The following is a 24,671-nucleotide window of genomic DNA, read 5'->3' as shown; positions in this document are numbered from 1 at the left end:
AGAGACAGGGGAAAATTTAATAGAATTCAAAGAACAGGAAGAGATTCATGAAAAAGAATTTCTTCCTGTTTTTTATCGGTAGGACTGCAGTTCAAGCAGATATTTCTTTGGATTTTTGTGCGAAATTGTATATTCAAACGGCCGGCCGTCGGAGAGGAAAGCAGTCATTTCGATCTTGATGACAGGTTCATTTGACTTAAGATCCAGAGCCCGGGCAATATCCTCCGGCGGGATCACGGCACTGATGGTTTCCTGAGCCATCGATATTTTCATACCATTTTTTTCAATAAAACTGTAAATAGAATCGACCAATACACCGCAGGTAATATCTTTGATGGAAAAAGGTGTAAAGTAAGAGCGGTCGTAAATAATAGGGTCACCGTTTTTGCAGCGAAGGCGGACCAGAGAATATACCGGATCGCCTGTGCAGATATCCAATTTTTCCGCCACGGTCTCATTTGCCTGTGTGGTTTCAAAGGAAATCAGGCGTGTGGAAGGGATGTCACCGCCGGATCTGAGATCTTCCGGAAAGCTTTTGAGTTTATTCAATGACTTGCGCAGGCGTCGGTCCGAGACAAAGGAACCCTGGCGCGGGACCCGGTAAATGATGCCGTCGTTTTCCAGGCTGGATAACGCTTTCTGGATCGTGGGGCGTGAAAAGCCGAACTCTCCGATCAGGTCACGTTCAGATGGAAGTTTATCATTCGGTGACATTTTATCGATTTTTTCTAAGATGCAATGTTTGACTGACATAAATTTTCTGTCCATTTTAAGATCCTCCCAAAAAGAAATACGGGCTGCTCTGAAGCACTAAACTGAACCTATCCAAAATGATTGGATTATCCAGATACTGTGCGAGGACATAGTATAGCATTAATTTGTTTTTAGGTCAAGACAAGAAAAAAATACAGATAAATGCTGAATATATGCAGTTTATAGAGCGATATATATAAATAAAAAAATATAAATTGAAAATAATCTTAATAAAAGCTATTGCTTTTTCTGGACATGTGTAGTAGAATCTACTTGTGGACAGGTCCACGAAGCATATTGTTGAAGATTATAAGAAAAGGAGTACACTATCATGAAAATTATTGTGACAAAGAGCTATGAAGAATCTTGCAGGACAGTAGCTGAAGAGATCATCAAACAGGTTAAGGAAAACCCGTCTTCTAAATTGGGATTGGCAACTGGCGGAACTGCAGAAAATGTTTATCCGTTTTTGGTTGACGCATACAAGGAAGGGAAAGTTGATTTCTCCGGAATCTCAACGGTCAATCTGGATGAATACATTGGAATGGACCCGTCAAGCCCGCAGAGTTACCGTCAGTGCATGGACAGCTGGTTTTTCGATCAGGTTGAAATTGATAAAGAAAAAACATACTGCCCTTCAGGCATGAACAAACCGGAAGATGAGATTAAAGTATTTAATGAAAAGCTGTACGGAGATAAAATGGTAGACCTCCAGCTTCTCGGAGTCGGAGTGAGCGGACATATCGGTTTCAATGAGCCGGGGGAGAAACTTACTGCCGGAGTACATATTGAAAAACTTGATGAGAGCACCATTGAGGCTAACTCCCGTTTCTTTGTTTCACCGGATGATGTGCCGAGAGAATCCATCACAATGGGGATCGGAGATATTATGAAGGCAGAAAAAATTGTCATGATCGTGACAGGGGAAAATAAGGTGCCGGTTATGAAAGCGCTGCTCACAAATGATGAGGTTACCTGCAAAGTTCCGGCTACGATGCTGAAAATGCACAGGGATGTTACAGTGGTAATCGACGAAGAACTGGCTGCTGCTGCAGGATATAAAGCCTGAACCTAAAAATTGATTCCGCAGAAGCCTCCCCAAAGGTTTCTGACGGAATCAACTTTGAAAGATACAGTGTCTTTGGGACAGACACCGTATAGAAAATGATATGTATATAGTAATCAATACAATACCTGACTTTACTATAACACATATCATCGTTGCACTCAACTCTCTTAAAAGGAGGAATCGTAAAATGATGTTTCCGCATGTTGGGGACCGTTTCCGTTTGGTTTACGGCAGAAATCTGCTGCCGGAACTGACAGAAGGTCTGAATAACTATCTGGTTGTAGCCGATGGATTTGTGTATGAAAAATATAAGGATCAGTTAAAAAATGAACATAAAGTATATATAGTAAAAAATGTTGAAGTTGCCACGCTGGAAAATGACGTGAAAGATTATGAGGGTGTGGACGCAGTTGTAGCAATGGGCGGCGGAATGGCAATCGATGCCGGCAAATGGATGGCAGAACACCTGGGAAAGAAGATTCACAGTGTTCCGACTGTATTGTCTGTCAACGCAGCGTTTTGTTATAAATCTGCGATGAGAGTCAACAATGTGGTTACTTATATGGGACGTATTTTCCCGGAAGCCATCTACATAGATTTTGACATTATTAAAGGAGCGCCAAAGTACTTAAATGTCTCAGGAGCCGGAGATCTGCTGGCATGTCTGACAGCTTCTTATGACTGGAAACTGAACAGCATGGTTACAAAAAGCCACGCGTACTCCCAGGAAATAAGTGACGGAGCACAATATCTTCTGGGAATGTTGTCTGAGAATATTGATAATATCCGTGAAGTCAATGACGAAGGCATCTATTTTATGTGTGAAGCCTTCCGCTGGATAGCCGAACACAGCGCGAAGATGAACCATACCATGTGGGAGAGTGCCAGTGAGCATGCTTTCTTCGACAATATGGAATTTGTCTGCAAAAAGCCGTTTCTTCATGGACAGATCATCGGCCTGACCGTTTATTTTATGTCACTGTTCCAGGACAATCAACATGAACGGGCGCTCATGATGCTGAAACGCCTGGGGATTGACGTTACGCTGAAGGGATTGGACATCACGGAAGAACAGCTGCGCACCGGTCTGCTCACACTGCGTGATTTCACGGAACATGAAGGACTCAGGTATACGATCATCAATGCAAAACCGATCACCGGCGAGTGGGTTGATATGGCCATCTCAAAATACAAGAAAGATTTTGATATCGCCTAGAAATGCGAAGAGCTCTGCTCTTTGCAAAAAGTAAAAGGAGGAAAAAATATGCTTTTAGAAATTGGAGCAGCGGTGAACGAAACGGCATTTGAACTGCCCGGTATCATTACAGCGCTGGTTACTGCCGCAAAAGGGCTGACAGGATTTTTCAGGGCAGCCGGAACGACTTTCATCGACAATATGTACAGCATCCTTCCCATGGCATTGATCGCACTGACCGTTCTCAATGCGATTGTAAGTTTAGTAGGGGAGGACCGTTTTGACAAGTTTGCGCAGAAACTGACAGGAAATTTCTTTACCCGCTACACGGTACTTCCGTATTTGGGAAATTTCTTTGTGAGCAGCCCGATCGTATTTACATTCGGACGTTACCTGAAAGAAAAGTATAAAGCTGCATTTTTTGAAGTGGCAAACCGTACCAATATGGCTCCTATGATGTGTCTGTTTCCGCATGTGAATCCTGCAGAAATGTACGTATGGCTGGGTGTATATGAGGGAGTCGTCAAGATGTACGGCACACAGGCAGGAGGACTGCTGGCGGTATGTACGTTTCTGGTAGGAATGTGTACCTCTTCACTGATCGGTCTGACAATCGAGACAGTAAACGGTATTATGGCCAAGCGCCAGGGCATTGACTGGGATGAGATTGAAGCACGGAAACACGGAGAAGCGTGCTGATAAAATGCTGAGAACAATAAATGTATCATCTATATAGGAGGTTTGCAGATATGGCAAAAGCGATTGTTTCAAAAGGAGGCGGAGGATACGGTACTCCGTTGGAAATTAGTGCAGAAGGTAAAAGGACAAAAGTTGTATGTATGACAGGTGCGGGAATCCACCCGTTAGCCGAAAAGATTGCCGAGGTGATCGGGGGAGAGGCAGTGGACGGTTTCCGTAAACCGGTTCCGGACGCCGAGACGGCATGTGTGATCGTAAACTGCGGGGGAAGTCTCCGCCTGGGAATGTTTCCTAAAAAAGGACTTAAGACCATCAACCTGAATCCAACAGGTCCAAGCGGTCCTTTCGGTTCCTTTTGCAAAGAGGGCCTGTATGTATCCGGCTCAAATGTGAAAAACGTCACCGCAGAGGAATAAGCAAAGGAAAGGAGTAAACATATGAAAGCAGTTTCTAATTTTATGACGATGGTCGCTTCGGCGATCGGAAAGTTTGTCATGACAGTTGTTCAGGCGGCAAGAAACTCATTTAAACTCTGTCTTGAGACAATTATCCCCTTCCTGATCTTTGTATCAACGGTATTTACACTGATCACGAGTACAGGAGTGGGAAATATCATTGCAAATGCTTTATCTGGCCTTGCAACATCTCCTTTTGGACTGGTGGTCATGGGACTGATTATTACCTTCCCGCTTCTCTCTCCGATCATCGGACCGGGAGCGGTTATCCCGCAGGTAATCGGGGCTCTCATCGGAGGGCTGATCAGTACCGGTGCAGTTCCGCTGACGATGGCACTGCCCACAGTGTTTACCATTCATCAGCCCTGCGGCGCAGACTTTATTCCGGTAGGAATGTCTTTGTGTGAGGCGGAGCCCGAAACCGTTGAGGTGGGAGTATCAGCAGTCCTGTTCTCTAAATTTATCGTGGCACCGATTGAAATCATTATAGCGGTCATTGTTGGACAGCTTGTATTTTAAGGGGGAAAAACAATGAAATTTGAGACGGAAATTATGGGAATCGGTGATCAGGCAAGAGACTTTCGGGATGAAAAGATTTTGATCTTTTTCGGACAGCGCGCGAGCGGAGGACTTGAAGATTACAGCGTACTCATAAAAGAACCCCGGGACACAGTCACCATATGTTCGGGTGACGTATTGAAAATCGGGGAGAGCAGTTATCCGGTCACAGCCGTGGGCGGCAAGGTGGAAGAAACATTTTCAGACCTTGGACACTGTACGGTGCGTTTTGACGGGGCCGGGAAGGCAGCGCTTCCCGGAACGGTACATGTAAAAGGCGATTATCCTGATTATCAGACAGGTGACCGGGTAGTCATCGAATAGTATTAATATTTTATGATTCAGCGGTAGGATTTTATTTCAAGAAGATATTTCTTAGGATTCTTATGTGAAAGTGTGTATTCAAACGGACGTCCGTCGGAGAGATAGGCTACCATGGCAATCCGGATGACCGGCTCGTTATTTCCGAGTTCCAGTGCATCTGCAATTTCCTTCGGCGGAAGTATAGCATCCACTGTCTTATGGGCCATGGAGACTTTCATTCCGTGCTTTTCCATAAAATCGTAAATAGAGTCAACCAGCACTTCGCAGGTGACATCTTTAATGGCAAACGGTGCATAGTAAGAATAATCATAAATAATGGGGTCACCGTTTTTAAAACGCAGGCGGCACAGATAATATACGGGATCTCCCACATTCATCTCAAGCTTTTCTGCAACGGTCTCCGATGCCTCTGTGATCTCAAATGCGATCAGACGGGTGGAAGGTACATCACCGCTGGAACGCAGGTCTTCGGGAAAACTCTGGAGAGAATCCAGAGATTTCCTAAGCCGACGGTCAGACACAAACGATCCCTGACGGGGAATGCGGTAAATGATACCGTCATTTTCCAGTTCCGTCAGCGCTTTTTGTATGGTCGGACGTGAAAACCCAAATTCATTGATCAGATCACGTTCAGAGGGCAGTTTGTCATTGGGAGACATTTTATTGATTTTATCTAAAATACAGTTTTTGACAGATATAAATTTTCGGTTCATTAAAAATCCTCCTGATCAGGGATATGGAAAGTGTTTTGTCCATATTTTTGTTGCTTCATTATACTATATCTCATTGTAAAAATCCAGCTGTTTGAAAGAAAGTGAGGAACATGAAAATGTATCAAATCGAAAATGAAGTGTGCAGGATTTCAGTAAAAAAACATGGCAGTGAGCTCTGTGGAATGTATGATAAAATCAGCTGCCGTGAGTACATATGGCAGGCCGGTGAGGTCTGGCCGAAACATAGTCCGCTTTTATTCCCTGCCATCGGCGGGTTTTATGACGGAACATATACAGCAAACGGAAGAACATATCAGATAGGCGCCCATGGCTTTGCTCGTGACATGGACTTTACTCCGGTCTCTGCCAGAGGAAATGAGATTATCATGCAGCTGAAAAGCAGTGAGGAGACCTATAAGTTATATCCTTACAGTTTTTGTCTGAGGGTTTCCCATCGGCTGGAAGGCAGAAAGCTTGTGATCACATGGACTGTGGAGAATACAGGAGACGAAACAATGTATTATTCGATCGGCGCTCACCCTGGATTCCAGCTGGCACCTCAAACAGAGTTATCTGATTATAAGCTTGTTTTTGACAGAAAATTTGATTTACATTCACGTAAAGTCCAGGGCCGTCTGGTTACCAGGGAAACTTATCCGGTTGCAAAACAAGTAAGTGAATTAAAGCTGACACCGGATTTGCTAAGGCAGGATGCATTCATATTTGAAGACGGGATTTCATCCATGCTTCTTGAGTGTGACAAGGCAGACTATCATCTGAAAGTAAGTTTCCCGGGATTTCCGGCAGCGGCGGTCTGGAGTATGCCTTCTGCTATTGATAAAGCTGAATATATCTGTATTGAACCGTGGTATGGCATGAATGATTTCGTGGGACAGGGCGTGCAGGATATCAGGAAAAAATATTTAATCCAGTCATTGAAGGCAGGGGAAACAAAAGAAATAAGTTATACAATAGAGATATGCGATTAACAGGAGCGCCTTTAAAAGGCGGCAGAAATTAGATATAGAACAGTTCCGGGATATTATATGAATTCTGGGACTGTTTTTATTTTTCGTTTTCATGATTTTAAAATGGAACTGAATGATTTATTATTGGAATATATGAGAGAGGAGCAAGATTGGATACAGTAATTAAAATTCTTTTAGCAGCAGATATATTGTCAGGTCTGTTTTTTCTTTTTTCTTCCGGATTTAAAGGGAAAAGATTTTATTGGATTAAAAAAGAAATTTCGGGTCTTATTTTATTGGCAGGGGGAATTGTGGGATTCTATGCAGTCTATACAGAAAATTCGGTACTTTTGAGGATCGCTTTTTGGAGCTGCGTTGGACTTTTCAGTATTTCTCTGGGTGTTTTTGATCTCATAAAAATCCGTATATGTAAAACAATGGTTTATGGAAGGTTTGTAGAGAGTAAGATATCAGGCACGGGAAGAAACAGAAGCGTCACACCTACTTTTGAATATACATACGGGGGAGTTGTCTATAAAAATGAGAGCGGCGAAAACATTCCTCCTGAAATATCAAAGAATTATGAGGCAGGAAAACCTTATCCTGTTTTTATCTGCGAAAACGAGCCCTATCTTTATATTACGGATCGTAATATGATCGGGAAAGCTATTTTTGAAATTTTATTAGGAATCATCGTAATCAGCGCTGCATTCTTATGAGGAGTGTGAGCCGGAAAGGAGTTATTATGGGAGAACTGAAAGATCTTGAGAATATCGGGGCAAAAACAGAGGAGCAGCTGAACCAGGCAGGAATCTATACAAAAGAGCAGCTAATTAAGGCCGGAAGTAAAGAAGCGTGGCTGAAGATAAGAGCTTTTGACGAGTCTGCCTGCCTCCATCTGCTCTGGGGACTGGAAGGGGCGGTGGAAGGAATAAAAAAGAAGGATCTGTCACCGGAAGTGAGAAAAGACCTGAAAGATTTTTTTGATGATATCAATCAATGACGGTATTATAAGTTGAAATTCTCCCTGATGTGAAATATAATAGACAAAACATGTAAGGGAGATTAATTATGAATGTAATAGAAATCGTAAAGTCGATTGTTCTCGGTATTATTCAGGGAATCACAGAGTGGCTTCCGATCAGCAGTACGGGCCATCTCATTTTGTTTGACAATATTTGGCCGATGGCATTAAGCCCGGAGTTTTTTGAAGTATTCAAAGTAGTGATCCAGTTCGGCTCTATTTTGGCGGTGCTGGTTTTATTTTTTCACAAACTGAATCCATTTTCTCCGCGCAAGAGCAGAAGGGAAAAACGGGATACATATAACCTCTGGAAAAAGGTCATTGTAGGATGCATACCGATCATCATCGTGGGACTTCCGCTGGATATGGTACTGGAAGATTATCTTTCCGGTGTTTATGTCATAGCGGCAACTTTGATCTTGTACGGGATTGCCTTTATTGTCATTGAGAGCAGGAACAGGCGTCCGTCTATGCGGTCACTGGAGGATCTGACATATAAAGCGGCGTTTTTCATCGGATGTTTTCAGGTGCTTGCGGCAATTCCGGGGACATCCAGGAGCGGTGCAACGATCCTGGGAGCCGTGTTGCTGGGCTGCTCCCGCTATGTTGCCAGTGAGTTTTCCTTTTTCCTTGCAGTGCCGGTTATGGCCGGAGCCAGCGGATTGAAACTGATCAAATATTTTCTGAAGGTAGGAATGTTTTCAGGCAGTGAATGGATTCTTCTGACTGTGGGAACCGTGGTTTCTTTCTTAGTGTCCATCCTGGCAATCCGTCTGCTGTTAAGTTATATCCGAAAACACGATTTTAAGGTCTTTGGAGTTTACCGGATCCTGCTTGGTATCGTGGTAATTGTATATTTTGGATTCCTGGTTTAATCATTTGCAAAATTATAGTACAAAATTTTATAAGCTGAAGTTCCTGAAAAGAGTTCAGTATATCTAAGATGAGGTGTAAAACAATGGAGACCAAAGAATTAGAGTTTTCTGTATTTTGTATTGAAAGTGTGTCCGAAAAACTTGGATTAGATGGAGAAGAGGTGTATCGGCTGCTCACAGAACAAAGCAAAATTTTAGAGGAGTATATTATTCCTAATTATGATATATTGCATACATAAAGCAAAGAGTATATTGTTGAGGACATCATTGAGTATATGAGGCAAGAGGAGGTCATTCCATGATTTTATACCACACCAATATATGAACAGGCAAGGAAATGGTCACTTAGATTTAAGAAAAAACGTGGCAGGAGTGTTGTATCAGAATATTTTTCTGGCTTAATTGATAAATATTCCGCTATAGAACGTTTAAAATATGAAAAACCTAATTTGCAGTTATGTTTTTGCTCCCAGGAAATATTAGATAAATATTTAAAATATCAAGGATGTGAGGTGATATAATGCAGGCCAACCGGATATTATTACAAAGGAAATATTCCCGCATTATAGAGATGTTTTCTGGAATCGAGCATATACCGTTGGAAAGTGCACTGGATTTTTTCTATCATTCAGAATTATATAAAGAAATAAGCTCAGGAATTTCTGATATGCACTGCCACAGCGATGAGTATCTGGTAGAAGATCTCAGGAATGAATGGAAAGAAACAAGTTTAGATTAAACGAAAACAAGCATCCGTTACAGAATTGATTTTTACTGTAACGGATGTTTGTTTAAATGGGAAATATATATTCTTTGTATTTTTAATTATTTGCAAATTCTCTGGTAAACATATCGCTCTTTTCTACAAACTCCTCCATATTTTTAAAACCGAGCCGGTGGAGAAGTTCCATCACATACGGATTGTCAAGGGGCGTCTTATAAGGAGCTTCCTCTCCGTATGTTTCTACGTTTCTTTTTCCTTTGTCTTTATCAATGATAATTTTAGGTCCGCCGACACATCCGCCTCTGCATGCCATCCCCTCAAAAAAGTTGGCGTCTGTTTCGCCCTTTTGGATTTGTTCGATCATGGCTTTGCATGCAGGGACACCGTCCGCCTGCTGTGCGCGGACCGGGACGTCTCTTCCCGGACTGAGTTTTTCCACAGTAGACCTTACGGCTTCGCTGACGCCGCCGGTGTGAGCATAGATCCTGCCTGCCCTGGAGGAGTGTTCCCTGTCGTTGTCGGCAAGTTCTTCCGGCCGTATTTCGGCCGCGTCAAAGATATCCTGTACTTCCTGAAATGTCAGTACATAGTCCACTGCATCTGCAATATCCGGTTCTCTGGCTTCTTTCTTTTTTGCGATGCACGGGCCGATGAATACTGTGACTGCATCGGGGTGGATCTGCTTTACTGCCCGTCCTGCCGCGATCATCGGGGAGACCGCTCCCGGCACATGGGGAATCAGTTCATGATAGATTTTGCGGATCATGGCGATCCAGACCGGACAGCAGCAGCTGGTAAGCTGGAAATCATCGTTTGAGTTGATATGCTCGTCAAATTCCAAAGCCTCTTTCAGAGTCAGGATGTCTGCAAAGACCGCTACTTCCACCATTCCTTTGAATCCGGCGGCCTTCAGGGCACTTCTCAGCTGTCCTGGGGAAGCATTTTCATATTGGCCCACGAAAGCAGGGGCGATCAGAGCATACACATCTTTTTCTTCACTGCGCACTTCTTTTAACACTGGGAAGATATCCTTGCTTTCCGCCAGCTTATCAAGCCTGCATGACTCAATACAGACACCGCACCCGCTGCATTTATCCGGATCGATGGACAGCTTTCCGTCAACTTCTTCGATGGCGTCAAAAATACAGCTGTTTTTGCAGGCCCTGTCATAGGCACAGCTCTCACATGATTCGGTGTGGATGACCGGGGCATACTGGTCCGGATTTAAGAGGCAGTCCAGCTGATGGGGATCATAGTCAGCCTCACTGATATCTTCATTTTTCATTTGTTTTTGGAGTAATTCTTTATAGAGTTCATGGAAAGAGGTTGATTTTTTTGCTTCCGGCATATGAATCACTCCTATTCTGCGTTCAGTGCGGCCATAGTGATATAATTGTACGGCTGATTAAAATGGGGAAGGAAAAACAGGTCAAACAGTTTTAACTTATCAATGGTCACTTTTTCCTGGATGGCCATAGAAAACAGGTGGATTGCCATGGAGATATCATAGTCGGAACAAAGCTGTGCACCGAGGATGCGTCTGGTCTTTTTGTCGTAGACGATGCGGATTACGACTTTATAGTTGTCCTTCTCCATAAATCCGGCTTTCTGCCAGTCCTCATAGTCTGTGGCTGCGGCGTCAAAACCCAGCTTTTTTGCGCGCTCCAGGGAAAGCCCGGTGCTCACCATGTTTAAGCCCCAGATGCTGATTCCGTTGGAACCCTGTACTCCCGGAGATTTCAGCTCTGTGCCGCAGGCATTGTGGGCGGCGATGATTCCGGAACGGACGGCGTTGGTGGCAAGTGCGATATAATCCGTATCTTCGATGGCGTTGTTGTAAACGGTGGCACAGTCACCTACGGCATAGACATCCGGGCGGCTGGTCTGCTGCATGAGATCCGTAAGATAGGCTCCATTGTTGTGGAACTGCTTAAGCTGGCCGTTTCCGAGTTTTGTGTTGGGGCGGAATCCTACACAGAATATGACCATGTCGGCATCATAAGTATGTTTGTCTGTGACCACCTTCTCGACTTTTTCGTTTCCTTCCAGGCGTTCGACTTTTTCCTCAAATGCCAGATGGATTCCGTGGTCAGACAGCTGCTTTTCCATGCGTTTGCAGAACATATCGTCATAATAGGCGGACAGGCAGGTGTCTGCGCAGTCAATTAAAGTGACTTCTCTGCCGTTTCTCTGAAAAGCCTCGGCAAGTTCCACACCGATATATCCGGCTCCGACGACAGCGACTTTCTTTATAGAGGTATCTCCAAGCTTTTCGATGACCTCAGCCGCATTCTGATAGAGCTTTACAAACTGTACATTTTCAAGGCTCATGCCTGGCAGCTGAGGTCCCACCGGAGTAGAGCCTGTGGCAAGGATCAGCTTGTCGTAAGGGTATTCACAGTCTTTGCTGGCTGCATCCTTTGTATAGACGACCTTGCTGTCAAAATCTACGGAATTGACCGAGGTCTCCATATAGATCTTTGCGCCCTTCCCTTCCAATATTTCTTTGCTGGAATAAAACAGTCCGTCAGGCCCGGAAATCTGTCCCCCGATCCAGAGTGCCATTCCACAGCCTAAGAAACTAATATTGGAATTGGCGTCAAAGGCGGTGACGTCCACATCCTTATAATTGTCGAGTATCGTATTCAGCGCTGCAGTACCTGCATGATTCACACCGATGACAATGATTTTTTTTGGCATAATCTTAATCTCCTTTATATCTGATAAGACTTCGTATCATAATCAGTATGCCAAAAAAAGAAAAAATTATTGATGTGTCCGGGAAAATGCTCCGCTGTTTGAAAATTCTGTTTTGGGAAATACTGCTTGAGACATTAGTTACAGGAGGAATAAAACGATGCTGATTATAAACGGGAAAATCCTTCCTATGGAAGGAAAAACAATAGAAAACGGATATGTACAGACGAAAGGTGAGGTAATAAAAGAACTGGGGAAAATGGAGCAGGCACCGTCGCCGGGTAAGGGGGAAGAAGTCCTCGATGTGAAAGGGCCTGGGTCATGCCGGGACTCATTGATGCCCACTGCCATGTGGGAATTATGGAGGAGAAAAGAGGTACGGCAGGAGATGACTGCAACGAAGCTACAGATCCTATAACTCCTGCCGTGAGGGCTGTGGACGGAGTAAATCCGATGGACCCTGCGTTTCACGATGCGATTATCGCAGGGATCACTTCACTGATGACAGGACCCGGCAGTGCAAATGTGGTGGGAGGCCAGTCCATATTTTTAAAGACACACGGACGGTGTGTCGATGAAATGGCAGTGCTCAATCCTGCGGCAATGAAAGCTGCTTTCGGAGAAAACCCCAAAAATGAATACGGTGGGAGAGACCTCATGCCCGGAACACGGATGGGAACGGCTGCACTCCTGAGGGAAGTGCTGTTTCAGGCAAAACAGTACCAGAAAGAGAAACAGGAGGGAATACTGGAAAAAGAAGATTTTCAGATGGAACCGTGGCTTCCCGTGCTGGAAAAAAAGATTCCGCTAAAGACCCATGCCCACAGGGCAGATGACATTCTGACCGCAATCCGGATCGCCAAGGAGTTTGAGATTGACCTGACCCTGGATCACTGTACGGAAGGCCATCTGATCGCTGAGGAAATTGCAGAATCCGGATTTCCTGCAATTATCGGTCCTGATCTGACTGCCCGGTCCAAGATTGAAGTACAGAATATGAGCTTCAAGACCAACGGGATCTTAGAAAAGGCTGGGGTCCTGACGGCTATTATGACAGACCATCCGGTATCATTGATCCGGTATCTGCCTCTCTGCGCAGGACTGGCCGTGAAACAGGGCATGTCCATGGAAGGAGCACTGAAGACGGTGACCATCAATGCCGCTAAGATCTGCCGTGTGGATGACCGGGTCGGAAGCCTGAAGCCGGGTAAAGATGCGGATATCGCAGTTTTTTCTGACAATCCGGTGAATACCCTTACCAAGACTCTTTATACAATCATCAATGGGCAGATTGTTTACCATGAGGGAGATAAGAGTTAAGGCTTTAAGATGACCTTGATGCACTCATCCTCTTTTTCATCGAAGATCTTATAGGCGTGTTTTCCTTTGCTCAGAGGAAGGCGGTGGGTGATGATATCCGTGGCATCAAAGGAACCGTCCGCGATCTGTGAAAGAATTGGGTCCACATACCTCTGGGCAGGACACTGACCCATTCTCAATGTGATATTCCGGTCAAAAAAGTTGCCCAGAGGGAACAGATTATATCTTCCGCCGTAGACACCGATCATTGCCACGGTGCCGCATTTTCTCACCGCTTCGGAGGAGATCTCGATGGCAGACTTGGAGCCGGCCTGGAGTTTCAGGGCGGATTCCACTTTTTCTACAACTGACATTTTCCCGTCCATACCCACGCAGTCGATGACAACATCGGCGCCGCCGTGGGTTTTTTCTTTGATTTCCATACCGGTGTTATCATAGTCCTTAAGATTCATGACCTCGGCGCCGTAGGATGCCGCATGCCGCAGCCTGTAGTCTACGCTGTCCACGGCAATGACACGTTCTGCACCCAGCAAAAAGGCCCATTTGACTGTCAAAAGGCCGACAGGGCCGCAGCCTAAGACCACGACGGTGTCACCCGGTTTCATGCCGCTGATATCCACGGCCCATCTGGAGGTGGGGAGGATGTCAGTCAGGAATAAGACCTGCTCATCTTCAAGTTCTTCCGGAACTTTCACAGGCCCTACATTGGCGTAAGGAACCCGCAGATACTGTGCCTGTCCTCCCGGATATCCGCCGAAGGCGTCACTGTACCCGAACAGGCCGCCGGCTCCTCCGTTTGGATTAGAGTTGTCGCACTGGCTGTATTCCCCGTGTTCGCAGAAGAAGCAGTGTCCGCAGGCCACAGGGAACGGAACGATGACCCGGTCACCTTTCTTTACATTGGTTACGGCTTTTCCAGTTTCTGCAACGATTCCCATGGTCTCATGTCCGAGAATAAATCCCGGATTCAGGGCAGGAACCCGGCCGTGGATCAGATGGAGATCGGAGCCGCAGATGGCCGTGGAAGTCACTTTTACGATGATATCATCCTCCCTTTCAATCCTTGGGTCCGGAACCTTTTCCACTCCCACATCTTTCACTCCGTGATAAACAATCGCATCCATAATTTGTACCGTCCTTTCTAAATATCATATTTACTTTTTAATATGGCTTTTGTCATAGACAGCTATACTTGACAATTAATTCTTACAGATGTAAGATTTAAAAAAGGAGACAAATGACTATGAGAATCATAAAAATTTTGATCCCAGTGCTGGGATGCCTTTTCTGTCTTTCTGCCTGCGCCACAGAAACGAATAAGAATCCGAAAGGAAGGACAGAAAAGATCAAAAAAGAACTTTGTGCGGCGGCAGACTGCTATCAGACAATTTATGCATCCGCAGGCAAAGGGAAAGGCATGAATCCTGTGCTGGAAAAAGGGGAGATCCACAAGATTGTTCAGCGGCTTGGAACATGCGGATATTCTGCCGCGTGTATGGAAAATGACTGCGATATGCAGAATGGACGGACAGTGGAGAAAGATTTGCTGAAAGCCGGAAAGGGCGGGAAGACTTCCGCCGTATTTTTCTGTGTCACCAGATCAGGCGGAATCCACAGATATGAACTGAAGCCGAAAGGAAACAAAGCGGAATTCACAGACGCTTATCTGGACTGGAACAAACAGGGGAATCCGGCAGTATCCTATGTAAAAAAAGAGGAAGCATCCTCCTGGAGGCTGACGAAGAAAGGATGGCTGATCTGGGAGACCAAACATACAGAAAATGAGGAGATGGATACCCACAGCATGATCCGCATCCGCCCTCTTAAAAAAGAATACCGCAGATTTTGCAGGAAATATATTGAACCGGTGGGTTACAGGGGAAATAATCTGTTTCTTATCGACTGGAATGAAAAAAAGCCGGGAAAACTTTATGTAAATGATCTCTATGAGTATCTGTACCGCATAGAGACCGGCAGACATTTTGACGGGGACAACGGGACAAAAGGGATTCCATCTGAAGAATTTGAACTTCTGCTGCAAAAATATCTTCCGTTTTCAAAGAGACAGATCCGTGTCCGGGCAGACAGAAGCGAAGACGGAACACGTTATCTGTGGGAGCCTTTAAGGTGCGGAAATTTAATTCCCCAAAGTATGCCGGTTCCTGAGGTGATTGGGGCAGAGCATAAAAGAGATGGAAGAATCGTTCTCACCGTGGATGCTGTTTTAAAACAAAAGGGGACGGACTGCCTGTTCCGCCATAAAGTAACTCTGAAAAAATTTGGGGACGGCAGGGTGCGTTATATTGGGAATCAGATCAGAACAGCAGATAAAGAGAGAGTTTTGGATTACCAGAAAAGGAACCGATAAAGCTACCAGACGATAAAGTTTTCTGTTATAATGGCAGAAAGCGAAGTCAGGAGGTTTTGAGTATGGAAATATCAAAAGTGACGGAAGTATTTTTCAGCCCTACATACAGCACGGAACGCATTGTCAGACTGATTGGTGAAGCATGGGAAGAAACGCATCAGGAGATTGATCTTTCCAGGATACCAAAGGAAAGGGAAATACACGAATTTGGTGCACAGGATCTGGTGATCTTCGGAGTTCCGTCCTACGGGGGAAGAGTGCCGGCTCCGGCTGCAGAACGGTTTCGGAATTTAAAGGGACAAAAGACACCGATCATCCTTCTGACCGCATTCGGGAACCGGGATTATGACGACACTCTTCTTGAGATGAAAGACCTGGCAGAGGAGCAGGGATTTGTTCCTGCGGCAGCCGTGGCTGCGGCGGCGGAACATTCCATTATGCGCCAGTATGCAGAAGGAAGGCCCGACAGCCGGGATCAGAGTGAACTCACGGATTTTGCTGTGAAAATCCGGGAAAAGATACAGCAGACAGAAGATATCGAAGGCATGACAGAACTTTCCGTGAAAGGAAACCGGCCATACCGGGAGTACAATGGAGTTCCCATGAAGCCTTCTGCCGGTAAACAGTGTAAGAAGTGCGGCCTGTGTGCCCGTCTCTGTCCGGTCGGCGCCATACCCGCAGAGCATCCGGAAGAGACACTGAAGGAAACATGTATCTCCTGTATGCGGTGCATCGCCGTCTGTCCGGAACACGCGAGGAAAGTCAGCAGACCGGTGCTCATGGCAGCATCTGTGAAACTGAAAAAAGAGTGCAGTGAACGAAAAAGGAATGAGTTGATTTTATGAAGCCGGAACTGATTATGCTTGGAACCGGAAATGCGATGGTTACCAAGTGCTATAATACATGCTTTGCTCTCCGGAATGAGGAAGAATATTTTCTTGTGGATGCGGGGGGAGGAAATGGGATCCTTTCACAATTGGAAAAAGCACAGATCCCATTTGAACAGATCCGCCATATGTTTTTAACCCATGCCCACACAGACCACATTCTCGGTGCCGTGTGGATCATAAGGAAAGCCGCTGCTATGATGCTCGCCGAAACCTATCACGGACGTTTTACGATCTACTGCCACGATGAGGCGGCGAAGGTTCTTAGGGAGATATGCGAACTGACGCTGGCCGGAAAATTCTTAAAGTTTCTGGGCAGTAAAATACGAATACAGGAAGTAAAAGACGGAGAAGGGATACAGATCTCAGACATGTGTGTCCGTTTTTTTGATATACATTCCACAAAGGCGAAGCAATTTGGATTTCGAACGGATTTGGAGAAAGACATTTCACTGGTATGTCTTGGTGATGAACCGTACAACAGCTTATGTAAGCCCTATGTGGAAGGAGCAGACTGGATGCTCTGCGAAGCCTTTTGTCTGTACGGTATGAGGGATATTTTCCATCCATATGAAAAGCACCACAGCACGGCGCTGGACGCCGGGAATCTGGCCGAAAAACTTAAAGTCAGAAATCTGGTGCTTTACCATACGGAGGATACCGATTTAAAGAATCGGAAGAAGCAGTATACAAAAGAGGTCAAACTGCTGTACTCAGGGAATGTCTATGTGCCCGATGACCTGGAGGTGCTGAAGCTGTAACGAAAAATGTCAGCAGCCAGAAGCACCCAGATAATGACGGAAGATCTGAACATGGACTTTTTCATCCATGGCGATCCGGTTCAGCACAGCACAGACAAACGGGTCCTGTATCTTAGAGGCAGTCTCCAGATAAAAGCTGGCGGCAGCCTCTTCTGCTTCCATGTTGCTTTTCAGTGCCTGGTGAAGATCCTTTGTATAATCAGGGGCATCTCCGCTCCAGCACTGGCAGGGGTCTTCCGCAAATCTGGGATCGCCGCCCAGAAGGGAGACCAGTGTGCCGAGCATCTGCATGTGGTGCATTTCCACCTTTGCTATTTTCATCAGAGTATCGGCCAGCGAGGAATACTTTTTAAAGAAGATCCAGTTTTGATAAATATATGTGGTGACAGCCGTCAGTTCGCTGGACTGGGCTCTCAGTGCTGGCAGTATCATTTCCGCATACCGGGGATTCCGCCGGGCTGCTTTTACAGGCGGGTAGGGATGGGGGTCTGTGACCGCCGGATGGTAAGAATCACAAAATGTCATATAAAACATCCTTTGCTGTTTCAGTTGTTTTTATAATATGCACACCCGGACAGACGGTGAATCTTTATCGTACATTTTCAGAGAATATGCATATTCTATAAGTACTCAGATTTGAAGGGTGTAGGGACCGGTGAGACAGCAAAGAAAAGAACGGATAGCCATGAAAGTGTCTGTCAATAGTATTCTTGTAAACCTGATATTGTCGGCATTTAAGTTATTTGCCGGCATTGCGGCAAGATCCGGAGCCATGATCTCGGATGCGGCCCACTCTGCATCCGACGTGTTCAGCACGGTCATTGTCATGGCGGGGGTTGTTCTGGCTTCCAGGGAAGCAGATGAAAAACATCAGTACGGCCACGAACGGATGGAATGTGTGGCGGCGGTCCTGCTGGGAGCAGTACTGTGCATCACAGGGCTTTTCATAGGAGCGGCCGGACTTCAGAAGATTTTTGCGGGGGATCAGGGAAAACTTGTGATTCCCGGAGCTCTGGCCATGGCGGCCGCCCTGATCTCCATAGCCGTCAAAGAGGGAATGTACTGGTATACGAGGAATGCGGCCAGGAAAATTGATTCTGCTGCGCTGATGGCGGATGCGTGGCACCACCGCTCTGACGCACTGTCTTCCGTCGGCAGCTTTGTCGGCGTCCTGGGAGCCAGGATGGGTTTTCCGATTCTGGACCCCCTGGCGAGTGTAGTGATCTGCATTTTTATCGTAAAAGCGTCCTACGACATTTTCGCAGATGCCGTGCGCAAAATGATCGATGAGTCGTGCAGCAGGGAGACGGTGGAACAGATGAGAAGCGTGATCCTTGACCAGAAGGGAGTCAGGGGGATTGATGATATCCGGACGAGAAAATTCGGAGCCAGGGTATATGTGGATGTGGAAATCTGTATGGACGGGAATCTTCCGCTCAGAAAGGCCCACGAGACGGCGGAAAAAGTCCACTTGAAAATTGAGGAGAAGTTTGCGCCGGTGAAACATTGTATGGTACACGTAAATCCCGTCAAGAATGAAGATGGGGGAATGAACGAGGAAATGACAAAATGAAACTAATTTTATCTTACTTGAAACATTATAAAAAAATGTTTGCGCTGAATGTTTTTTCGGTATTCGGCTTTGCTCTCGTGGAGCTGGGGATACCGACCATCGTAGCGTGGATGATCGACCGGGGCGTATCGGAAAAGGACACGGCTTTTATTTTTGAGATGGGAGGAGTGATCCTCCTGATCTCTCTGCTCGGAACTGCTGGGACGATCCTGCTGGGCTACTGCTGTGCCTATCTGTCCACTTCGATTACGCGGGACATCCGAAATGACATGTTTGAAAAGACGCAGGAATTTTCACACAGGGAATTCAAAGAATTCGGGACGGCATCCCTGATTACGAGGACGACCAACGACGCTTTTCAGATTCAGATGTTTTTGAATATTCTGTTCCGCACCGCGCTGATGACCCCGGTAATGACTGTTGGCAGCATCGTGCTTGTGCTGAAAGCTTCTCTGAGTCTTTCCATGGTGATCCTGGGGACGGTTCCCTTTATCGTCGTAGGTGTGATCATTGTGGCAAAACGCTCTGAACTTTTAAGTGAGCGCCAGCAGTCTTCGCTGGAATGGATCAACCGCATTTCCAAGGAAAATATCAGCGGTATCCGGGTCATCCGGGCGTTTACCAACGACCGGCATGAAAAGAAGCGCTTTGATGAGGCAAACAGTGCCTATATGGGATATTCCAAAAAGCTGTTTAAACTGATGTCTGTCACTCAGCCGGCCTTTTATTTTCTTATGAATTTAGCCGGCATGCTCATTTACTGGATTTCCAGCATTATGATAGAGCAGGGAGGGCTGAACATTGGACAGCTGGTAGCCTTCATGGATTATCTGTTCCATGTGATGTTCTCTATTATGCTGTTCTGTCTGGTTTTCATGATGTATCCGAAAGCGGCGGTCAGCGCCAGGAGGATTACAAAAATCTTCGACGCTGTGCCGGCAGTTGAAAATGCTTCGGGAGAAGGAGGCAGCCCTATCCGCATTGATGAGATCACGTTTGACCATGTGACCTTCGCATACCCGGACGGGGAGGAAGCAGTGCTCACCGACGTGTCCTTCACTGTGAAAAAGGGAGAGACGATTGCATTTATTGGCAGCACGGGTTCCGGGAAAAGCACTCTGATCAATCTCGTACCCAGGGCTTATGATGTGTCCGGCGGAAGGATTCTGGTCAATGGGAAGGACATCAGGGAGATCGATCTTAAGTCTCTGAGAAATTCTATCGGTTTTATACCGCAGAAGGCTATGCTTTTCTCCGGAAGCATCGCTGATAACCTCAAGTTTGGAAAAGAAGATGCCTCTTTGAAAGAAATGGAGGAGGCGGCAAAAACCGCCCAGGCATATGATTTTATCATGGAAAAAGGCGGGTTTGACGTGCAGATCACGGAAAATGCAACCAATGTATCCGGCGGACAGAGGCAGAGGCTTTCCATCGCGCGGGCACTTGTGAGAAAGCCGGAAGTCTATATTTTTGACGATTCTTTCTCTGCTCTTGATTTTAAGACCGATGTAAAGCTCAGAAAAGAACTGAAAAAGGTTTTGAAGGACGCGGTCATGATGGTCGTAGCCCAGAGAATCACCAGCATCATGGATGCAGATAAGATCATGGTGCTCAATGAGGGCCGGGTCGTGGGAGCCGGAACTCATAAAGAACTGCTGGAAAGCTGCAGGATTTATCAGGAGATCGCCGCATCCCAGCTGGATAAGGAGGAACTGGCCCATGATTAAGAAAATAAAACAGGCAGGTGCGGTGATCAGCAGACTCAGGCCGTTTATCGCTCCTTATAAATGGGGATTCATCGGAGCGGTTGTGATGACGGTTTTAAGCGTGGCCGCCATGACCTCGGCGCCAAGGATCGAGGGAATGATTACCACCCAGCTGGCCAAAGACGCAGCGCAGATTGCAGGAAAAGTACCCGGCGCGGGAGTACAGTTTGATGTGATCGTGAAAATTCTTGCTGTACTGGCGGTAATCTATATCATAAAGATGGCATCCCAGGTCATCAGTATGTTTCTGCTGACCAATTCCATCCAGAGCGCCATGCATGATATGAGAAATGCGGTGCAGGATAAGATCCGAAGGCTTCCGGTGAAATATTTCGATACCCACAGCTTTGGGGATACGTTAAGCCGGGTGACAAATGATATCGATTCGGTATCCAACGGTTTGCAGCAGAGCTTTACCCAGGTTATCAGCGGCGTCCTGACGCTCATCCTGGTCCTTGTGATGGTGTTTACCATTCAGCCGGTGATGGCATGGCTGGTCGTGCTGATCATTCCTGTCAGTATTCTGATCAGTGTGGCTGTGGTAAGGAAAAGCCAGAAGCACTTCAAGGCGCAGCAGGATTCTCTGGGAGAACTGAACGGGACGATCACGGAGCTATATACGGGATACAATGAGATCCTGCTGTTCGGAAGGCAGCAGTCTTCCCAGGAACGGTTTAAAGAGATCAACGGAAGACTCCAGAAGCATGCTCTGAAAGCACAGTTTGTCTCTTCCATGATGAGTCCGCTGATTTCTCTGTCTGTATATCTGTGTATCGGAGGCGTGGCGGTGTCCGGGACTGTCTTTGTCATACAGGGGATGCTGACCGTGGGCAATCTCCAGGCTTTCATCCGATATATCTGGCAGTGCAATGAACCCCTCTCACAGGTGGCCCAGCTTTCAGCACAGATACAGGCAGCATTTGCAGGGATGAAAAGAATTTTCGAGATCCTCGATGAACCTGAGGAGATTCCAGATCCAAAACCGGGAACACGCATCTTGGATGTAAGAGGAGAGGTTTCATTCGAGCATGTGGCCTTTGGATACGGAGACAAACCGGTCATAAAGGATTTGGATATTCATATAAAAAGCGGCCAGATGGTCGCTATCGTAGGTCCTACAGGGGCCGGGAAAACAACGATCATCAACCTGCTGCTGCGCTTCTATGACACAGACAGCGGAAGAATCCTGATTGACGGCGTGGATATCAAGTCCATGAAAAGAGAAGACTTAAGAAGCATGTTCGGCATGGTCCTTCAGGACACATGGCTGTTTTCCGGAACGATTTATGAAAACATCCGGTATGGAAGGCTGGATGCCAGAAAGGATGAGGTGATCGACGCGGCCAAGACGGTAAATGTTCATCACTTTATCCGGACGCTGCCGAAAGGTTATGATATGGAGATCGACGAAGAAGGAAGCAATATTTCCCAGGGTGAAAAACAGCTTCTTACGATTGCAAGGGCGGTGTTAAAGGACCCGAAAATTTTGATTCTGGATGAAGCCACATCTTCCGTGGATACAAGGCTTGAAAAGATACTTCAGGAAGCCATGCATAAGCTGCTGGCCGGAAGGACCAGCTTTGTCATTGCCCACAGGCTGTCGACGATAAAAAATGCAGATCTGATCCTCGTGCTGAAAGAAGGCCGGATCGTCGAGACCGGCACGCACACGGAACTGCTTGAAAAAAAGGGATACTACGAACAGCTTTACCACTCACAATTTTCCACATAAAAAAATCACCAGACTGTAGTTTCGCAGGTCTGGTGATTTTTCTTTTTGTATTAAAGCAGACAGCTGATTACTTTTAAGTGTTTCAGGGCATGGAAAATTCCATCCTCTTTATAATGGCGGGTGACGTAATCTGCGGCTTTTTTCGCTGCCCGGGTTGCGTTTTCCATGGCAACTGCCGTACCGGCGGCCTCAAACATGTGAACGTCATTGTCTCCGTCTCCGAATGCATAGCTGTCATCCTGTGAAAAGCCGAGGGCACTGGTCGTATAGGCAACAGCATGTCCTTTGTTGAAGGATACGCTGGAGACATCGGCGGAGCCGTCAAAGTGGTCGTTAATGATATATTTGCCGTCAAAATTCTGCTTGATTGTCTTTAGATGTGCCGCATCTTTGTAGATGATATCAAATGCATAGGCTCTGACATCCCGGATGTCCCAGCTATCTTCATGAATTACATCGATGGATTCGTATGGTCTCGTATGTCCGTACAGATATAGCGGATTGCCGTGGTATACGACGCCGTCTCCGAGGAGACAGTAGGAGCACTGGGAAACCCTGCACAGCTTAATGATTTCTTTCAGTTCTGCGACGGTGAAGCTGTTGTCCAGCAGGACGTTTCCCTCGTGCTCTATGCGTCTGCCGTTTGCGGCGATAAATCCGTCGGACAGCCCGGAAAACATACGCCTGATATAGCCGGCGGGCCTTCCTGATGCGATCATGACCGTGTGTCCTTTTAACCTCAGTTCCCGAAGGGCTTTCTGATTCGAGGGAAGGATGTCTTCCTGATCCGCAAGGGTCCCGTCGATATCAAAGAAAAAAATTTTTTTGGACATAGTATGATACCTCCATTCTGATTGCAGCTATTATACCATATATACAGAGGAATGTGTCACTTACCCTCTGTTTTTTACCACTTGGCTGTTTTTCATTTACAGCCTCACGGGCTCTGCTATAATAAAGGCGTGGAGATGAAAAGATGAAGATACAGATTGAGATTGATGAAAATTTAATGGAAGAAGAGGTCATCATCCGGTGTGCCGGTTTAAATGACATCGTCCAGGAAGTGCAGAAAGCGGTCTCGGAGGCAGCATCCGGGACACAGACGGCCGTGTTTTCCAAGGGAGAGCAGGAGTACTATTTTCCCTTGTCCAAGGTTCTGTTTTTTGAGACAGACGGAAACACCATCAACGTGCACACGGCGGATGATATCTACGAGACCAGGTACCGGCTGTATGAACTGGAAGAGATGCTTCCGGGGTCCTTCATGAGGATCTCAAAGTCGGCCGTTGTCAACACCAACAGGATCTATTCCATCAGCAGGGGGATATCGGCTTCCGGCATCATACAGTTTGAACATACCCATAAACAGCTGTATGTGTCGAGACTTTATCTGAAACCGCTGAAACAAAAATTAGAAGAAAAGAGGATCGGGAGATGAAGAAAGAAAAGATTTTCTGGGGATTGTTTTTTATCTTTGGAGCAGTGTTTATTATTTTTGGAAGACTGGGATACTTGAGAGAAGTCAGTGTATTCAGCCTCATGCTGACGATATTTTTTGCGGCTATGCTGATCAAAAGCCTGATGCATCTGGAGTATACGGGAATCCTGTTTTCCATTGCATTTCTCTGCATCATTTATGCAGGGCCGCTGGGAATCACCGCTGTCACGCCATGGCCGGTATTAGGAGCTGCACTCCTGGGAAGCATCGGGTGCCATCTGCTGTTTCCTTCCAGGAAAAAGAGATGGAAGGAATGGCACAGAGATGAGCCGTTTGAGTCAGTCATTGACGAGGAGGACGGAACTGCTGTCTGCCACAGAACTACATTCGGTTCTACCGTCAAATATGTAAATTCTGATCATTTCAAATATGCACAGTTTGACGTAAGCTTCGGGGAGATCAAGGCTTACTTCGACAACGCAGAAGTAGAGGGTGGAGATGCTGAAATCAATGTGGACGTATCGTTTGCCGGGATGGAACTTTTCCTGCCGAAAGAGTGGACGGTGATCAATCAGGCCAGTGCTGTCTTCGGGGCTGTGGATGAGAAAAACAGGAACCACGGCGACGGTACGATACGGATCAGACTGACCGGAAGAATCAGCTTTGGGGGAGTGACGATTATCTATGTGTGACATTTTGACCAGTTTTCCGGCTTGCTGTCTTAGAGACGTAAGATTTTCTAACTTTCAGCAAAGTCTCTGCGGCGGCCTAT

Annotated in this window: 28 protein-coding genes; 21 read left to right on the top strand and 7 right to left on the bottom strand. The window is 46.2% G+C overall.

The window, feature by feature from the left end:
• Positions 1 to 72: 72 nt before the first annotated feature.
• Positions 73 to 768: a GntR family transcriptional regulator gene (locus DWV34_RS09880; RefSeq protein ID WP_009289147.1), complete on the bottom strand. Its 696-nt coding sequence runs from the start codon at positions 766 to 768 to the stop codon at positions 73 to 75.
• 316 nt (positions 769 to 1,084) lie between these two features.
• Here DWV34_RS09880 and DWV34_RS09875 point away from each other — a divergent pair, with 316 nt between their 5' ends.
• The 6 genes from DWV34_RS09875 (at position 1,085) to DWV34_RS09850 (ending at position 5,053) form a co-directional block, all read left to right on the top strand.
• Positions 1,085 to 1,822 (top strand): glucosamine-6-phosphate deaminase, encoded by a 738-nt coding sequence (locus DWV34_RS09875; RefSeq protein WP_118476172.1) that lies wholly within the window; start codon positions 1,085 to 1,087, stop codon positions 1,820 to 1,822.
• Between the two features lie 187 nt (positions 1,823 to 2,009).
• On the top strand, positions 2,010 to 3,038 hold the full coding sequence (locus tag DWV34_RS09870) for an iron-containing alcohol dehydrogenase (RefSeq protein ID WP_009289145.1): 1,029 nt from the start codon (positions 2,010 to 2,012) through the stop codon (positions 3,036 to 3,038).
• Between the two features lie 48 nt (positions 3,039 to 3,086).
• Positions 3,087 to 3,716, top strand: coding sequence for a PTS glucitol/sorbitol transporter subunit IIC (gene srlA, locus DWV34_RS09865; RefSeq protein ID WP_009289144.1), 630 nt, complete (start codon positions 3,087 to 3,089; stop codon positions 3,714 to 3,716).
• 50 nt (positions 3,717 to 3,766) lie between these two features.
• Positions 3,767 to 4,132: a PTS sorbitol transporter gene (locus DWV34_RS09860; RefSeq protein ID WP_009289143.1), complete on the top strand. Its 366-nt coding sequence runs from the start codon at positions 3,767 to 3,769 to the stop codon at positions 4,130 to 4,132.
• 21 nt (positions 4,133 to 4,153) lie between these two features.
• Positions 4,154 to 4,690 carry a PTS glucitol/sorbitol transporter subunit IIB gene (locus tag DWV34_RS09855; protein WP_009289142.1) on the top strand — a complete coding sequence of 179 codons (537 nt, stop codon included), beginning with the start codon at positions 4,154 to 4,156 and terminating at the stop codon, positions 4,688 to 4,690.
• Positions 4,691 to 4,702: 12 nt separating this feature from the next.
• Positions 4,703 to 5,053 (top strand): PTS glucitol/sorbitol transporter subunit IIA, encoded by a 351-nt coding sequence (locus DWV34_RS09850; protein ID WP_009289141.1) that lies wholly within the window; start codon positions 4,703 to 4,705, stop codon positions 5,051 to 5,053.
• A 17-nt stretch (positions 5,054 to 5,070) separates the two neighbouring features.
• On the opposite strand, the gene DWV34_RS09845 is transcribed toward DWV34_RS09850, so the two are convergent.
• Complete coding sequence (locus tag DWV34_RS09845; RefSeq protein ID WP_009289140.1) at positions 5,071 to 5,766, bottom strand: GntR family transcriptional regulator; 696 nt, start codon at positions 5,764 to 5,766, stop codon at positions 5,071 to 5,073.
• A 110-nt stretch (positions 5,767 to 5,876) separates the two neighbouring features.
• On the opposite strand from DWV34_RS09845, the gene DWV34_RS09840 reads away from it, so the two are divergent.
• From DWV34_RS09840 to DWV34_RS09820, 5 genes are all read left to right on the top strand, one after another.
• Positions 5,877 to 6,755 carry an aldose 1-epimerase family protein gene (locus tag DWV34_RS09840; RefSeq protein WP_243000843.1) on the top strand — a complete coding sequence of 293 codons (879 nt, stop codon included), beginning with the start codon at positions 5,877 to 5,879 and terminating at the stop codon, positions 6,753 to 6,755.
• Positions 6,756 to 6,904: 149 nt separating this feature from the next.
• Complete coding sequence (locus DWV34_RS09835; RefSeq protein WP_009289138.1) at positions 6,905 to 7,453, top strand: hypothetical protein; 549 nt, start codon at positions 6,905 to 6,907, stop codon at positions 7,451 to 7,453.
• 26 nt (positions 7,454 to 7,479) lie between these two features.
• Positions 7,480 to 7,737 (top strand): TfoX/Sxy family protein, encoded by a 258-nt coding sequence (locus tag DWV34_RS09830; RefSeq protein WP_022260908.1) that lies wholly within the window; start codon positions 7,480 to 7,482, stop codon positions 7,735 to 7,737.
• Between the two features lie 68 nt (positions 7,738 to 7,805).
• The gene (locus DWV34_RS09825; protein WP_009289136.1) at positions 7,806 to 8,633 is read left to right on the top strand and encodes an undecaprenyl-diphosphate phosphatase; all 828 of its coding nucleotides are present in this window, start codon (positions 7,806 to 7,808) and stop codon (positions 8,631 to 8,633) included.
• 83 nt (positions 8,634 to 8,716) lie between these two features.
• Positions 8,717 to 8,872, top strand: coding sequence for a DUF3791 domain-containing protein (locus tag DWV34_RS09820; RefSeq protein ID WP_009289135.1), 156 nt, complete (start codon positions 8,717 to 8,719; stop codon positions 8,870 to 8,872).
• 582 nt (positions 8,873 to 9,454) lie between these two features.
• On the opposite strand, the gene DWV34_RS09805 is transcribed toward DWV34_RS09820, so the two are convergent.
• Together DWV34_RS09805 and nox are read right to left on the bottom strand one after the other, a co-directional pair.
• On the bottom strand, positions 9,455 to 10,705 hold the full coding sequence (locus DWV34_RS09805) for a [Fe-Fe] hydrogenase large subunit C-terminal domain-containing protein (RefSeq protein ID WP_009289133.1): 1,251 nt from the start codon (positions 10,703 to 10,705) through the stop codon (positions 9,455 to 9,457).
• Positions 10,706 to 10,716: 11 nt separating this feature from the next.
• Positions 10,717 to 12,057, bottom strand: a complete 1,341-nt coding sequence (nox, locus tag DWV34_RS09800; protein ID WP_118476168.1) for a H2O-forming NADH oxidase — start codon at positions 12,055 to 12,057, stop codon at positions 10,717 to 10,719.
• Positions 12,058 to 12,214: 157 nt separating this feature from the next.
• Between nox and DWV34_RS17985 the strand changes: the two genes are divergently transcribed.
• Together DWV34_RS17985 and DWV34_RS09795 are read left to right on the top strand one after the other, a co-directional pair.
• On the top strand, positions 12,215 to 12,472 hold the full coding sequence (locus DWV34_RS17985) for a hypothetical protein (protein WP_330416999.1): 258 nt from the start codon (positions 12,215 to 12,217) through the stop codon (positions 12,470 to 12,472).
• A complete protein-coding gene (locus DWV34_RS09795) occupies positions 12,415 to 13,374 on the top strand; it encodes an amidohydrolase (RefSeq protein WP_330416998.1) in 960 nt (319 codons plus the stop codon). Before DWV34_RS17985 ends, DWV34_RS09795 begins: the two co-directional genes overlap by 58 nt.
• On the opposite strand, the gene DWV34_RS09790 is transcribed toward DWV34_RS09795, so the two are convergent.
• On the bottom strand, positions 13,371 to 14,498 hold the full coding sequence (locus DWV34_RS09790; RefSeq protein WP_009289130.1) for a zinc-dependent alcohol dehydrogenase: 1,128 nt from the start codon (positions 14,496 to 14,498) through the stop codon (positions 13,371 to 13,373). The two genes, DWV34_RS09795 and DWV34_RS09790, sit on opposite strands and share 4 nt — an antisense overlap.
• A gap of 119 nt (positions 14,499 to 14,617) precedes the next feature.
• Between DWV34_RS09790 and DWV34_RS09785 the strand changes: the two genes are divergently transcribed.
• The 3 genes from DWV34_RS09785 to DWV34_RS09775 all read left to right on the top strand — a co-directional run bounded on the left by DWV34_RS09785 (position 14,618) and on the right by DWV34_RS09775 (position 17,390).
• Entirely contained in the window at positions 14,618 to 15,742 is a 1,125-nt protein-coding gene (locus tag DWV34_RS09785; protein WP_227051975.1) for a DUF6070 family protein, read from the top strand.
• A 62-nt stretch (positions 15,743 to 15,804) separates the two neighbouring features.
• Positions 15,805 to 16,587 (top strand): 4Fe-4S binding protein, encoded by a 783-nt coding sequence (locus DWV34_RS09780; RefSeq protein WP_118476163.1) that lies wholly within the window; start codon positions 15,805 to 15,807, stop codon positions 16,585 to 16,587.
• Positions 16,584 to 17,390 (top strand): MBL fold metallo-hydrolase, encoded by an 807-nt coding sequence (locus DWV34_RS09775; RefSeq protein WP_118476161.1) that lies wholly within the window; start codon positions 16,584 to 16,586, stop codon positions 17,388 to 17,390. Before DWV34_RS09780 ends, DWV34_RS09775 begins: the two co-directional genes overlap by 4 nt.
• 9 nt (positions 17,391 to 17,399) lie before the next feature.
• Here the strand turns inward: DWV34_RS09775 and DWV34_RS09770 are convergent, their stop codons facing one another.
• A complete protein-coding gene (locus DWV34_RS09770) occupies positions 17,400 to 17,915 on the bottom strand; it encodes a ferritin-like domain-containing protein (RefSeq protein ID WP_009289126.1) in 516 nt (171 codons plus the stop codon).
• Positions 17,916 to 18,075: 160 nt separating this feature from the next.
• Here DWV34_RS09770 and DWV34_RS09765 point away from each other — a divergent pair, with 160 nt between their 5' ends.
• From DWV34_RS09765 to DWV34_RS09755, 3 genes are read left to right on the top strand one after another with little or no spacing between them, the layout of a single operon-like run.
• Positions 18,076 to 18,963: a cation diffusion facilitator family transporter gene (locus tag DWV34_RS09765; RefSeq protein WP_022260906.1), complete on the top strand. Its 888-nt coding sequence runs from the start codon at positions 18,076 to 18,078 to the stop codon at positions 18,961 to 18,963.
• Positions 18,960 to 20,690, top strand: coding sequence for an ABC transporter ATP-binding protein (locus DWV34_RS09760; protein ID WP_118476159.1), 1,731 nt, complete (start codon positions 18,960 to 18,962; stop codon positions 20,688 to 20,690). The genes DWV34_RS09765 and DWV34_RS09760 overlap by 4 nt, the downstream gene beginning before the upstream one ends.
• On the top strand, positions 20,683 to 22,461 hold the full coding sequence (locus DWV34_RS09755) for an ABC transporter ATP-binding protein (protein WP_022260905.1): 1,779 nt from the start codon (positions 20,683 to 20,685) through the stop codon (positions 22,459 to 22,461). The genes DWV34_RS09760 and DWV34_RS09755 overlap by 8 nt, the downstream gene beginning before the upstream one ends.
• 50 nt (positions 22,462 to 22,511) lie before the next feature.
• Here the strand turns inward: DWV34_RS09755 and DWV34_RS09750 are convergent, their stop codons facing one another.
• Entirely contained in the window at positions 22,512 to 23,294 is a 783-nt protein-coding gene (locus tag DWV34_RS09750; RefSeq protein ID WP_009289122.1) for a Cof-type HAD-IIB family hydrolase, read from the bottom strand.
• A 143-nt stretch (positions 23,295 to 23,437) separates the two neighbouring features.
• Here DWV34_RS09750 and DWV34_RS09745 point away from each other — a divergent pair, with 143 nt between their 5' ends.
• Together DWV34_RS09745 and DWV34_RS09740 are read left to right on the top strand one after the other, a co-directional pair.
• Positions 23,438 to 23,899 carry a LytTR family DNA-binding domain-containing protein gene (locus tag DWV34_RS09745; RefSeq protein ID WP_009289121.1) on the top strand — a complete coding sequence of 154 codons (462 nt, stop codon included), beginning with the start codon at positions 23,438 to 23,440 and terminating at the stop codon, positions 23,897 to 23,899.
• The gene (locus DWV34_RS09740; protein WP_006568590.1) at positions 23,896 to 24,591 is read left to right on the top strand and encodes a LiaF transmembrane domain-containing protein; all 696 of its coding nucleotides are present in this window, start codon (positions 23,896 to 23,898) and stop codon (positions 24,589 to 24,591) included. Before DWV34_RS09745 ends, DWV34_RS09740 begins: the two co-directional genes overlap by 4 nt.
• The last annotated feature ends 80 nt before the right edge of the window (positions 24,592 to 24,671 follow it).

The organism is Anaerostipes sp. AF04-45, assembly GCF_003461725.1.
In the GTDB taxonomy this organism is placed as follows: domain Bacteria; phylum Bacillota; class Clostridia; order Lachnospirales; family Lachnospiraceae; genus Anaerostipes; species Anaerostipes caccae.
Note: the sequence above shows the minus strand (reverse complement) of the source record. Positions and strands in the feature narration are given on the sequence as shown.

Bases quoted from the DNA above. Each gene is read 5' to 3' on its own strand.
- DWV34_RS09880 (WP_009289147.1), bottom strand. From the start codon at position 768: ATGGACAGAAAATTTATGTCAGTCAAACATTGCATCTTAGAAAAAATC.
- DWV34_RS09875 (WP_118476172.1), top strand. From the start codon at position 1,085: ATGAAAATTATTGTGACAAAGAGCTATGAAGAATCTTGCAGGACAGTA.
- DWV34_RS09870 (WP_009289145.1), top strand. From the start codon at position 2,010: ATGATGTTTCCGCATGTTGGGGACCGTTTCCGTTTGGTTTACGGCAGA.
- srlA (WP_009289144.1), top strand. From the start codon at position 3,087: ATGCTTTTAGAAATTGGAGCAGCGGTGAACGAAACGGCATTTGAACTG.
- DWV34_RS09860 (WP_009289143.1), top strand. From the start codon at position 3,767: ATGGCAAAAGCGATTGTTTCAAAAGGAGGCGGAGGATACGGTACTCCG.
- DWV34_RS09855 (WP_009289142.1), top strand. From the start codon at position 4,154: ATGAAAGCAGTTTCTAATTTTATGACGATGGTCGCTTCGGCGATCGGA.
- DWV34_RS09850 (WP_009289141.1), top strand. From the start codon at position 4,703: ATGAAATTTGAGACGGAAATTATGGGAATCGGTGATCAGGCAAGAGAC.
- DWV34_RS09845 (WP_009289140.1), bottom strand. From the start codon at position 5,766: ATGAACCGAAAATTTATATCTGTCAAAAACTGTATTTTAGATAAAATC.
- DWV34_RS09840 (WP_243000843.1), top strand. From the start codon at position 5,877: ATGAAAATGTATCAAATCGAAAATGAAGTGTGCAGGATTTCAGTAAAA.
- DWV34_RS09830 (WP_022260908.1), top strand. From the start codon at position 7,480: ATGGGAGAACTGAAAGATCTTGAGAATATCGGGGCAAAAACAGAGGAG.
- DWV34_RS09825 (WP_009289136.1), top strand. From the start codon at position 7,806: ATGAATGTAATAGAAATCGTAAAGTCGATTGTTCTCGGTATTATTCAG.
- DWV34_RS09820 (WP_009289135.1), top strand. From the start codon at position 8,717: ATGGAGACCAAAGAATTAGAGTTTTCTGTATTTTGTATTGAAAGTGTG.
- DWV34_RS09805 (WP_009289133.1), bottom strand. From the start codon at position 10,705: ATGCCGGAAGCAAAAAAATCAACCTCTTTCCATGAACTCTATAAAGAA.
- nox (WP_118476168.1), bottom strand. From the start codon at position 12,057: ATGCCAAAAAAAATCATTGTCATCGGTGTGAATCATGCAGGTACTGCA.
- DWV34_RS17985 (WP_330416999.1), top strand. From the start codon at position 12,215: ATGCTGATTATAAACGGGAAAATCCTTCCTATGGAAGGAAAAACAATA.
- DWV34_RS09795 (WP_330416998.1), top strand. From the start codon at position 12,415: ATGGAGGAGAAAAGAGGTACGGCAGGAGATGACTGCAACGAAGCTACA.
- DWV34_RS09790 (WP_009289130.1), bottom strand. From the start codon at position 14,498: ATGGATGCGATTGTTTATCACGGAGTGAAAGATGTGGGAGTGGAAAAG.
- DWV34_RS09785 (WP_227051975.1), top strand. From the start codon at position 14,618: ATGAGAATCATAAAAATTTTGATCCCAGTGCTGGGATGCCTTTTCTGT.
- DWV34_RS09780 (WP_118476163.1), top strand. From the start codon at position 15,805: ATGGAAATATCAAAAGTGACGGAAGTATTTTTCAGCCCTACATACAGC.
- DWV34_RS09775 (WP_118476161.1), top strand. From the start codon at position 16,584: ATGAAGCCGGAACTGATTATGCTTGGAACCGGAAATGCGATGGTTACC.
- DWV34_RS09770 (WP_009289126.1), bottom strand. From the start codon at position 17,915: ATGACATTTTGTGATTCTTACCATCCGGCGGTCACAGACCCCCATCCC.
- DWV34_RS09765 (WP_022260906.1), top strand. From the start codon at position 18,076: ATGAAAGTGTCTGTCAATAGTATTCTTGTAAACCTGATATTGTCGGCA.
- DWV34_RS09760 (WP_118476159.1), top strand. From the start codon at position 18,960: ATGAAACTAATTTTATCTTACTTGAAACATTATAAAAAAATGTTTGCG.
- DWV34_RS09755 (WP_022260905.1), top strand. From the start codon at position 20,683: ATGATTAAGAAAATAAAACAGGCAGGTGCGGTGATCAGCAGACTCAGG.
- DWV34_RS09750 (WP_009289122.1), bottom strand. From the start codon at position 23,294: ATGTCCAAAAAAATTTTTTTCTTTGATATCGACGGGACCCTTGCGGAT.
- DWV34_RS09745 (WP_009289121.1), top strand. From the start codon at position 23,438: ATGAAGATACAGATTGAGATTGATGAAAATTTAATGGAAGAAGAGGTC.
- DWV34_RS09740 (WP_006568590.1), top strand. From the start codon at position 23,896: ATGAAGAAAGAAAAGATTTTCTGGGGATTGTTTTTTATCTTTGGAGCA.